Source organism: Pseudomonas folii, from assembly GCF_014357575.1.
GTDB lineage: Bacteria > Pseudomonadota > Gammaproteobacteria > Pseudomonadales > Pseudomonadaceae > Aquipseudomonas > Aquipseudomonas folii.
In genome coordinates this window covers 1-10,272 of the sequence record NZ_JACONW010000177.1, presented here as the reverse complement: position 1 = coordinate 10,272, position 10,272 = coordinate 1, and the positions used below count along the sequence as shown (strand labels likewise).

Here is a 10,272-nt window from a genome sequence, read left to right as displayed (position 1 = left end):
GGCTGAAGCCGGTCCCACGTCATTAAACTCGATCCTGGGAGCGAACTCATTCGCGAAGAGGCCGGTGCGTGCAAAATCCATCTGCCCATGGTTAATGACGCCTGATCCGTAGGAGCTGCCGAAGGCTGCGAATTGCGGTGTATCAGAAAAACGCCTTCGCAGCTTTGGCAGCTCCTACAAAATTGTCCCGAATCAGCGCCAGCATCTCGGGAACAGGTAACATACCCGCCCTTCTCCCTTTTAATCACCATCGCCATGCGCCTCGACCGTTTCCTCAGCAACCTGCCGCGCTTCAATCGCAAGGACGTACGTCTGGCATTGAGCAGCGGTCGGGTCAGCGTGGACGGGCAACGGGTCAGCGATCCGCGTCACGATGTGCGTGAATTCAGCCGGGTGGAGTTCGACGATGAAGTCCTGCAAGTCGGCAAGCCTGCGCGCTACTTCATGCTGCACAAACCTCAAGGCTGCGTCAGCGCCACCACTGACCCGCAACATCCCACGGTGCTGGACCTGCTGCACGAACCGGACAAGCACGAGCTGCACATTGCCGGCCGACTGGACTTCAATACCACCGGGCTGATGCTGCTCACCAACGACGGCCAGTGGTCACGACGTCTGACCCAACCCCAGACCAAGCTGCCGAAGGTTTACTACGTCGAAACCGAAAAAGTCATCGACGAGCGCTATGTGCAGACTTTTGCCCAGGGCCTGTACTTCGCCTTCGAAGACCTCACCACCCAACCGGCACAGCTGACCATGCTCGGTCCACGTTGCGCCAGGCTGAGCATAATCGAAGGCCGCTACCATCAGATCAAGCGCATGTTCGGCCACTTCGACAACAAAGTGCTGCGTCTGCATCGTGAAAGCATGGCCCATCTGACGCTGGACCCCGTGCTAGAGCCGGGGCAATACCGCGCGCTAACGCCTTCGGAAATTCAAGGCGTATAAGCCTTTCGCTACCGCTCGGCAGACCGGCCCTACAAACTACGAACGGCACTTGCGGGTTAACGGATCCACTGCTTGAATCCAATGGTCGGTCCACATGTGACCGGCGAGTCATGCGTGTATTCCAAGAAACCTTTTGCCGCCCCGAGCCAACGCTCACGGCAAATCGCCCGCCAATAATAAAACCTGTCGGCAAGATCATTTCGATCGACAAGGGCCCCTTTGCAAGGCAATGCCTACCTGTCACGAAATTCGTGCAACGTTGTTTGCGCGCACATCTTGTTTACGTCAGGAGACACACCTATGAGGCCAGAAATCGCTGTGCTTGATATACAGGGACAGTTTCGGGTTTACACGGAGTTCTATCGGGCAGAGGCTGCCGAGAAGACCATCATCATGGTCAACGGCTCACTGGCCACCACTGCGTCATTTGCCCAGACCGTGCGCAACCTTCACCCGCAATTCAACGTGGTGCTCTACGATCAGCCTTACGCGGGCAAATCGAAACCGCACAACCTTAATGAACGGCCGTTGAGCAAAGAGCTGGAAGGTCAAATCCTGCTGGAGCTGATCGACCATTTCAACGCTGAACACGTCATGTCGTTCTCGTGGGGCGGCGCGGCCACGCTGGTTGCTCTGTCCCACCGACCCAAGCGCATCGAAAAGGCCGTCATCAGCTCATTCTCGCCGGTGATCAACGTACACATGCGCGACTATCTGGAGCGCGGCATCACACACCTCAGCGTCCATGACCGCTACGAAGTCGGCAACCTGGTCAACAGCACCATCGGCAAACACCTGCCACCGCTGTTCAAACGCTTCAATCATCGCCACGTCAGTAACCTGGACACCCACGAATACGACCAGATGCACTTTCACATCAACGACGTATTGACCCTGGATACCGCGAACTACCTGACGGTGGCGCAGAACATCAACGTGCCGGTGCTGTTCCTCAACGGTGAGTGGGACGAGTACACCGCAGCCACCGACGCCCGGTTATTCGCCCCGGTGGTTCAGCACAGCACCTTCAGCACCATCCAGAGCACCGGGCACTTCCTGGACATGGAACACAAATCCGCGTGCCGGGATTCGCGTGAGGCCCTGATGGACTTCCTCACGCCAAAACCTGAGTCCCGTAGCCGATCAACCTACCACTACCGACAGGCCCAAACCGTACATGCCTTCGCCCTCTGAACCCGACGCACGACCGAGCGAGGGAACCCATCCGCCAGCGCAAACAGGCACAAGCAAGCGCGGATGGGCTCCGTTCGAGAGTGGTATTCAAGGGATTAAAACAGGGGGAGAGAAATTAGCGCTTCAATTCAGCGAGCCATTCTGGTACAAAGTCAGCCGCTTCAGAGCGGGTGTAGTTTAGTGGTAAAACGAAAGCTTCCCAAGCTTTAGTTGAGGGTTCGATTCCCTCCACCCGCTCCATATCTTTCAAGGCTTTTGGCCTTTCTTGCATCACATCTGTACCTTCCTGCTTATTCTTTTCGCTCCCACTTAAATACCTGACTGCACTGTTCCCTGTAGGAGCTGCCGAAGGCTGCGATAGCGGTGTGTCAGGATAAATGCTTCGCAGCCTTCGGCAGCGCCTACAGGGAATACATTTCAGATTCAAACGTGTGCAGCAACGATAAGCCTTCGAGTTAACATCTCTCCCGCACGCCTCATCCCAGGGAGTATTCAATGGCAGACAAGACACACCGCTACGAAGTCCAGATAATCTGGACGGGTAACCAAGGCACAGGAACATCGTCCTATCGCGGTTACAGCCGGTCACATGTCATCCAGGCTGAAGGCAAACCGTCCATTGAGGGCTCTTCCGATCCCAGTTTCCGCGGCGACCCAGAACGCTGGAACCCGGAGGAATTGCTGCTCGCCTCGTTATCGGCCTGTCACAAACTCTGGTACCTCGGGCTTTGTGCCGAGGCAGGGATTGTGGTGCTTGGGTATGAGGACAATGCAGAAGGGACAATGATCGAGGAGAGCAATGGCGCGGGCCAGTTCACCTCGGTTGTGTTGAAGCCGAAGGTCACTCTGGCTCCGGGCTCCGATATGGAAGCCGCTCACGCCCTGCACAAAACAGCTCATGAAAAATGTTTTATCGCGCGCTCGGTGAATTTCCCGGTCAGTCATGCAGCTGTCATATCCGCGTCAGCCCCTCTCGCCAACACCTGAACGGCCTGACACGCCGCTGCACGGTAGGAGCGAACTTGTTCGCGAGGGCGGCGTGCCTGGAAAACCGCGTTAGCCCCTCTCGCCAACAAGTTGCCTCCTACCTGAACTGCCTGACATGCCGCTGCCCGGTAGGAGCGAACTTGTTCGCGAGGCGGTTTGCCTGAATGACCGCGTCAGGCCCTCTCGCCAACAAGTTGCCTCCTACCTTGAAAGCGGGAAGTCTGAAACTCTGCATTGTCGGGGACAGGGCCGCCGCTTACATCGGCAAAAACCGCGTCGCTCTTCTCCACCATGGGCGTTTCTCGCGGGCTTCGTGGAGCAGAATATTGGGCATGTCTCGCAGACGAATCCACGATTCATCCTGCCAGTGCAGCAGGTTCATCGATGCGCCATCCCAGTCCAGCATACCTAGGATCGGACGTTCGGTGCGGCCTGGGTTTTGAACGTCACGCAGCACAGGCACGACCTGCAGCGTCAGCCATTCGCGCAGCTCACGATTTTGCGCGGAGGGGTGGTAAATCAGTAATGCGTAGGCGCCTGACTCGTTGACCATCAGGGTGTCCTGAGTCGAGCCATAGCAATGCAGCGGCAAGGTGCGGCACTCGTCGCGTCCGAGTTTTCGGGTTTTGCGTTCGTCGATGAACAGGCCCATCAAGCGGCCCAGATCGCGGGCGCAGAACCAGGCCTGGTTTTCCAGCATGAGTGCGTGGAGCGGGAGGGTTTGGCGGGTGAATAGGGTTGGGATGAAAGGCGTCATTTCAGTTGTCGGCATCAGTCTATTTCTCTTTGCTGGTTAGACTGCCAGCTACCGTCGCCAAACGAATAGGGTGGCAGTTGTACGCAGGTTGGCGAACCGGAGCAAAGAACCGGCAGACCCGAAAGTCTCCCACGTACAACCGCCATAGCGGATCGCGGACAATATCTGCCCGCTTCCGAATGGTACACGCTATACATCATTGCTAGCCGGATCGCCAAATCCAGTGCTGAGTTATTCAGCAGCCGCGGAGGTTACGGCGCACGCCCCGTGCCCGGCAAGACAAGAAATGTAAAAACCGGGCGATCGAACCAGCAGTGTCCATTGGGGACAAGCAGCAAAACTCGATGCCAATGAGCAGCGCGCATCCCTAAATTCGATTTAGTGGTTATAGTCACCGCCATTTCAAGCATTCAACCAATACCTGACTGCACCGTTTTCTGTAGGAGCTGCCGAAGGCTGCGATGGCGGTGTTTCAGGATAAATGTTTCGCAGCCTTCGGCAGCTCCTACAGAAAATGCATTTCAACCCATAGTTTGCATGTTGTTAGCGAGGCGGAGCGTCAGGTATACCGCCTCGCCAAAACATTGCCTCCTATAAAAATAAACCTCAATCCTCTGCGAACCCCGCACCCCCCCCCTGAAACAGTAACCGCACCGCATCCGTCCAGCGGGTCCACCAACCGCCCTCTTCGACACCCTCCAGCGCAATCAACGGTCGGGTTGCCAGTTTTTGCTCGCCGTCAAACACGTCGATGCTGCCGACCACTGCGCCCTCTTCCACCGGGGCAATCAGCGGCGCATCGATGTGGATGCGGGTTTCAGGCTTGTGCGAACCCTTGGGCGTTGTCAGCGTAATGTCATCGAGAACGCCCACGGCCAGGGTGTTTTCAGCCCCCTTCCAGACTCTCGGGTGGCTCAAAGGCTGAAGCGCCTTCTCGAACGTCTGGTTCTCATAAAAGCGGAATCCGTAGGTAAGGAGTTTCTCGGTATCCGTCGCACGGGCCAGCGCTGAACTGGAGCCGAACACCGCGGTGATCAATCGTCTGCCATCCCGCACGGCAGAGGTCACCATGCAGTAACCCGCCGCTTCGGTGTGCCCGGTCTTGAGGCCATCCACGGTTCTGTCACGCCAGAGCAGCAGGTTGCGGTTGGGTTGTCGAATGCCGTTCCAGGTGAAGTGCTTTTTCTTGTACAGCGGGTAGTACGCCGACTCGTCGTTGATGATGGACTGGGCCAGCATCGCCATGTCATGGGCCGACGAGTAATGGTCGGGCTCTGGCAGGCCTGTCGGGTTGTCAAAGTGCGTGTTGCTCAGCCCGAGGCTTTGCGCTGTTTTGTTCATCAGGCTGGCGAAGCTGTCAGTACTGCCCGCGATGTGTTCGGCCAGCGCGACGCTGGCGTCGTTGCCAGAGTCGATGACGATGCCTTGCAGTAAGTCATGAACGCTTACGGTGCTGCCCGGATCCAGGAACATCCTGGAGCCTTCGGTGCGCCAGGCGTTTTCGCTGACGGTGACCAGTTCGTCCGGTTTCAATTGCCCGGCCTGGATATCCCGTGTGGCCACGTACACCGTCATCAGCTTGGTCAGGCTGGCGGGAGGAAGACGCTCGTCCGCGTCGTGTTCAACGATGACATGGCCGGTATTGGCGTCCATCAACACCCAGGCGCTCGCTGATAACTGGGGCGGGGAAGGAATCATGGCGCCCGGCGTCGGAGCGGCCATGCCGACGTTCGCCCAAAGGGCACAAACGCAGATCAGGCTGATCCGCAATATCAGTGGTTTCACAGGGCGCAGGTCCAGATTGGCAAAAGGCCCGCCAAAGTAGGTGATGACCTGCCCTGTCTCAAATGAAGCAAAGTTAAGAAAAGTTTAAGCGCGCCAGTGCGTTAGCTAAGTTAGCGGGCAGTCGATCACGACCCGTGTACCGCCTGAGTCCGAGGCTTGAATCTGCAAGGTAAAAGCATGCAGGCGCACCACCGCAGCCACCAACGAAAGACCAAGGCCGTAACCCGGTTGCTGGCGACTGGCATCGCCGCGATACAACCGGCGCAGCACACTCTCCCGCTCGGCTTCAGGGATGCCCGGACCGTCGTCAATCACTTCGATGCGCAGACTGTCGCCCGCCACATTGGCCCGCAGACAAAGACGCCCGCCCGGCGCGGTGAACTTGATTGCGTTATCCAGCAGATTAGTCAGCGCCTCGAACAGCAGCGCCTGGTCGGCCTTCATGGCAGGTAAATCAGCGCCCAGTTCAAGGGCGAGAACCTGGCCTTTTTCCTGCGCCATGGGTTCGTAAAACTCGTGGGCCTGACGCAGCAATACGTCGGGCTGAAAAAACGCAAAGGCCAATCGCCGTCGGGTGTCTTCCAGCTCGGAAATCCTCAGCAACCCCTGAAAACGAAACATGATCGCTTCGCTCTCTTCCAGGGCCAGGCTGAGGCTTGATGCATGAGCATCGGTCATGGGCAATTGCTGCAATTGATAAAGCCGCGCACGCAGACGCGTCAACGGTGTGCGCAGGTCATGGGCGATGCCATCGCAGACGCTTTTGACCTCGTGCAGCAACCGCTCGATATGTTCGAGCATGGTGTTGACGGCGCTGGCCAGCATGTCCAGTTCATCCCGTGCGGGCGACAGGGGCAGCCGCTCTGAGAGGTTGCCGGAGACGATGCGTTCGGTGCTGCGCTGTAGCCGTTCGACACGGCGTAATGGCCTGCGCCTGAGTAATTGCCAACCGATCAGACCCGGTATGAGAGTCAGGGACAAGCCCCAGAACAGCGCCTGACCGATGATGCCTGCGACAGCCGATATAGAGCCGCCGTCGCGGGCCAGCACCAATATGCGACCGTCATTGCGGCGCTGCAGAAATGCGTGGCTACTGCGGGTTTCGCTCAAGGTGTCCGCGATCCGCAAACCGCGTTTCAGGTAATGCACACGGCCGTCATCGGGCAAGCTGGACCGGAGCTTCAAGAGATTGCCTGCGATGTACTGCCCGTTGCCTTCAAACAACCCATAGGCGTCGATGCCGGGAATGGAATACGCCTCACTGCCCTGCAATTCATCGAGCAGGTTGGCGTCATCGATTTTCTGATAATAGTGCGCACGCTGCATCAAGGTGCGCTCGGCCACGGTGCCGAGATAATCGGAAATCTTCCAGTACAGAACGCCGGTGAACACCGCGCCCCACGCCACAAAGAACAGTGCGTAAAGGCCGATCAGCCGACTGTTGCTGGAGCGCCAGCGCTCAGTCCTGAGTGCCAAGCACGTACCCCGACCCGCGAATGGTATGAATCAATGGCGCGCCTGGTCCTTCGATCTTTTTGCGCAAGCGACCCATGTGGACATCAATGATGTTGGTGCCGGGATCGAAGTGATAACCCCAAACCTCTTCAAACAACATGGTACGCGTCACCTGTTGCCCGGCATGGCGCATCAGGTAGGTGAGCAATTTGAATTCGGTGGGCAGCAATGTAATGCGCTCGCCGGAGCGCGAGACGGTGTTCTCGATCAGGTCGAGGGTGAGGTTGCCGACGTTGAGCTGATGGATTTGCGACTCGGCAGTCGGGCGTCGTAACAGTACTTCCAGGCGCGCAACCATTTCGACCATCGAGAACGGCTTGGTCAGGTAATCATCGCCGCCGCACCGCAACCCTCTGACGCGTTCATCAACATCGGATAACGCGCTGATCATCAACACCGGCGTGCGAATGCCGAGGCTGCGCAACGTGGTGACGATGGTCAGGCCATCGAAGTCCGGCAGCATTCGGTCCAGGGTAATAGCGTCATAGCTGCCAGCGATTGCCATCGCCAGGCCGTCACGCCCCGTACTCGCTCGTTGCACGTCAAAACCATGAGCTTGCAGCTCAGTGGCGATGGATTGTGCGGTCACCTCATCATCTTCGATGACCAGCGCCTGATTCATGATTATCCCCGCTGACATTCCGCATATGCGGCGTTGAAGAACCGCGAGCCTAGGGAGTTGGCTGCGGTGGGTAAACTAAATATTTATTAACGCAGGGTAACTTTTTAAGGGCGCGAGCGCCGTTTAGTGTCACGTTTTTCTTCAACGAGTCCCCTGCCATGCCACGCTTGCTCACCCCCCTCGCCTTTTCATGCGCATTGCTTACAGCCCTCGCGGCCCATGCAGCGCCGGTGCCCGCACCGACCACGCTGACTGTTCTGAGCTCCGGCGGCATCATGGGTGCCGTTCAGGGAATCGCGCCGGACTACGAGAAAGCCACGGGCGTGAAGCTGAAAATTGAAGCGTCGCCGTCCATGGGGAAGACACCTCAAGCCATCCCTAACCGGCTGGATCGAAAAGAGCCGGCTGACGTTGTGCTGATGGTCGGTTCTGCGCTGGACAAACTCGTCGCGCAGGACCAGGTCGATAAAGCCAGCCGCGTAGACCTGGGCAAATCGTACATCGCCATGGCCGTGCGCAAGGGCGAGGCCAAGCCTGATATTTCCACCATGGACGCGTTTCGCAAGGCGCTGCTCGACAGCAAGTCCATCGCCTACTCCGATAGCGCCAGCGGCGTTTACCTCTCGCGCATCCTGTTCCCGAAAATGACCCTTGGCGCTGACTTCACAGCCAAGGCACGAATGATTCCTGCCGAACCAGTCGGTGCCGTTGTGGCCCGCAAGGAAGCGCAATCAGGCTTTCAGCAGCTCAGCGAACTCAAGCCCGTTGAAGGCATCGACATTGTTGGCCTGATCCCGGATCAAGCGCAGCAGATGACGCTTTATTCGGGTGCTGTTACCCGCTCGACTGAACACGCAAAAGAAGCTCAGGCACTGCTGAAATACATGGCCTCCAAAGAAGGCGCGAAGGCCATTGAAGACAGCGGTTTGAAACCTGTAACAACCCGATAAACCGTAAACCTGTAGGAGCGCCACCCCGGTCGCTCCTATAGAAAAACATTTCAATTAGAGGTTTGGTCACCAAAGCGCTATGTCATAGGTGACGTAGATCCGGTTGCTGTCACGGCCTCGGGCAAAGTCCGAGCGGTATACGTAGTTACGCAGCTTCACGCCGAGCCCTTTCAATGTGCCGCTTTGCAGCACATACGCCAACTCCGCATCGCGTTCCCACTCTTTCAATTGGGCTGCACCCGCTTTGCCGTTGTCGCCACTCAGATAGCGTGTCGAGAATGTCAGGCCTGGTAGCCCAACGCGCGCAAAGTCGTAGCCGTAGCTGAGCATCCAGGTCTTTTCATCCTCCTCGATGAACTTGCCGATCCCGACGTTACTGAACGAATACACGGTAGCGCCGCTGATATAGGGCAAGCCCGCGTCACCGCTCAGGGTCTGATAACCGCCCCCGAAACTGTGCCCGGCCAGTGCATAGGTCAATTGCCCGCTGAGCATGTCATTATCGATTTTCCCGCCGCGTCCCGTTCCGGCATCGACGCTGTTGAAATAGCGCAGGTCGCTGGTCAGCACGCCTGATCCCAACGGCAAATCATGCTGGATCGATGCAAATTGCTGCCGGTAGAAGTTTTCCAGTTCGCCGTAGAAGTAGCTGAGCTTGATGTTTTTTCCGAGTTTGTAATCACCGCCCACGTAAGAGAAGTCCGAACCTCGACCCGTGAAGCCGTCGGGGACGATTGAACGGCTGTCCGACGAATCGCGCAGTTTGAATTGATCCAGATGACCGCCCGTAAGCGTCAGGTTATCGATGTCAGTGCTGGTGAATTGAGTGCCCTGATACGTCTGAGGCAACAGGCGCGCATCGTTGTAAATCAGCACCGGCGTCTTGGGCAAAAGCGTGCCGTACTTCAGCGTGGTCTTGGCCAGACTTACCTTGGCCGCAGCGCCGAGGCTGGCGAACTCATCGGCCGCACGACCGTCGTCATGCACGGGCAGCAAGCCAGTGCCGCTGCGGCCCTTGCCCGAATCGAGCTTGACGCCCCACAAGCCCAGCGCGTCGATGCCAAACCCTAACGTCCCTTGAGTAAAACCGGACTGGTAGTCGAGCAGAAAACCCTGCGCCCACTCGGTGCGTTCACCTTTGGCGGTCCTGGCCGCGCGAGCACTCAGGCCGTTTTCATCGCGGAAGTTCTCGTTGAAATAAACGTTGCGCAGTTGCAGCTTCAGCTTGCTGTCTTCGATAAAACCAGCGGCTTCCAAACCCGCCCATGGCAGCAGGGTCAACAGCGGCGCGCCTTTCATGACGGCGATGGCTCCACGCTTGAAAAACATAGTCATGCTCAATACTCATTGTTGTTATTGGAGATGCAGTGATCCGCACGCCCTGTTCGGAGCGTGTGGTTGGTTCAGTCATAAGTGGCTGCAAACAGAGTTGTCGTAGGAGCTGCCGAAGGCTGCGAAAGCGGTGTGTCAGAATGACCGCTTTCGCAGCCTTCGGCAGCGCTCATCAAACTCCA

General features: G+C 57.5%; 9 protein-coding genes and 1 tRNA gene. 5 read left to right on the top strand and 5 right to left on the bottom strand.

All coding sequences use genetic code 11. The features are described from left to right. Positions 1-255: 255 nt before the first annotated feature. From H8S59_RS23845 to H8S59_RS23830, 4 genes are all read left to right on the top strand, one after another. Positions 256-948: a pseudouridine synthase gene (locus H8S59_RS23845; RefSeq protein WP_187523017.1), complete on the top strand. Its 693-nt coding sequence runs from the start codon at positions 256-258 to the stop codon at positions 946-948. Between the two features lie 300 nt (positions 949-1,248). Continuing rightward, positions 1,249-2,142 (top strand): alpha/beta fold hydrolase, encoded by an 894-nt coding sequence (locus tag H8S59_RS23840; protein WP_187523016.1) that lies wholly within the window; start codon positions 1,249-1,251, stop codon positions 2,140-2,142. Positions 2,143-2,308: 166 nt separating this feature from the next. After that, positions 2,309-2,382, top strand: a tRNA-Gly gene (locus H8S59_RS23835). Positions 2,383-2,637: 255 nt separating this feature from the next. After that, the gene (locus H8S59_RS23830) at positions 2,638-3,129 is read left to right on the top strand and encodes an OsmC family protein (RefSeq protein WP_187523015.1); all 492 of its coding nucleotides are present in this window, start codon (positions 2,638-2,640) and stop codon (positions 3,127-3,129) included. A gap of 256 nt (positions 3,130-3,385) precedes the next feature. Here H8S59_RS23830 and H8S59_RS23825 read toward each other — a convergent pair whose 3' ends face one another. The 4 genes from H8S59_RS23825 to H8S59_RS23810 form a co-directional block, all read right to left on the bottom strand. Further along, positions 3,386-3,901, bottom strand: coding sequence for a BRO-N domain-containing protein (locus H8S59_RS23825; protein ID WP_187523014.1), 516 nt, complete (start codon positions 3,899-3,901; stop codon positions 3,386-3,388). Between the two features lie 591 nt (positions 3,902-4,492). After that, a complete protein-coding gene (locus tag H8S59_RS23820; RefSeq protein WP_187523018.1) occupies positions 4,493-5,608 on the bottom strand; it encodes a D-alanyl-D-alanine carboxypeptidase family protein in 1,116 nt (371 codons plus the stop codon). A gap of 168 nt (positions 5,609-5,776) precedes the next feature. After that, positions 5,777-7,147, bottom strand: a complete 1,371-nt coding sequence (locus tag H8S59_RS23815; protein ID WP_187523013.1) for a sensor histidine kinase — start codon at positions 7,145-7,147, stop codon at positions 5,777-5,779. Then, positions 7,131-7,808, bottom strand: a complete 678-nt coding sequence (locus tag H8S59_RS23810) for a response regulator transcription factor (RefSeq protein ID WP_095094040.1) — start codon at positions 7,806-7,808, stop codon at positions 7,131-7,133. Before H8S59_RS23810 ends, H8S59_RS23815 begins: the two co-directional genes overlap by 17 nt. 158 nt (positions 7,809-7,966) lie before the next feature. On the opposite strand from H8S59_RS23810, the gene H8S59_RS23805 reads away from it, so the two are divergent. After that, complete coding sequence (locus H8S59_RS23805) at positions 7,967-8,758, top strand: substrate-binding domain-containing protein (protein ID WP_187523012.1); 792 nt, start codon at positions 7,967-7,969, stop codon at positions 8,756-8,758. 66 nt (positions 8,759-8,824) lie between these two features. Here the strand turns inward: H8S59_RS23805 and H8S59_RS23800 are convergent, their stop codons facing one another. Next, positions 8,825-10,093, bottom strand: a complete 1,269-nt coding sequence (locus tag H8S59_RS23800) for an OprD family porin (protein WP_187523011.1) — start codon at positions 10,091-10,093, stop codon at positions 8,825-8,827. Positions 10,094-10,272: the final 179 nt, after the last annotated feature.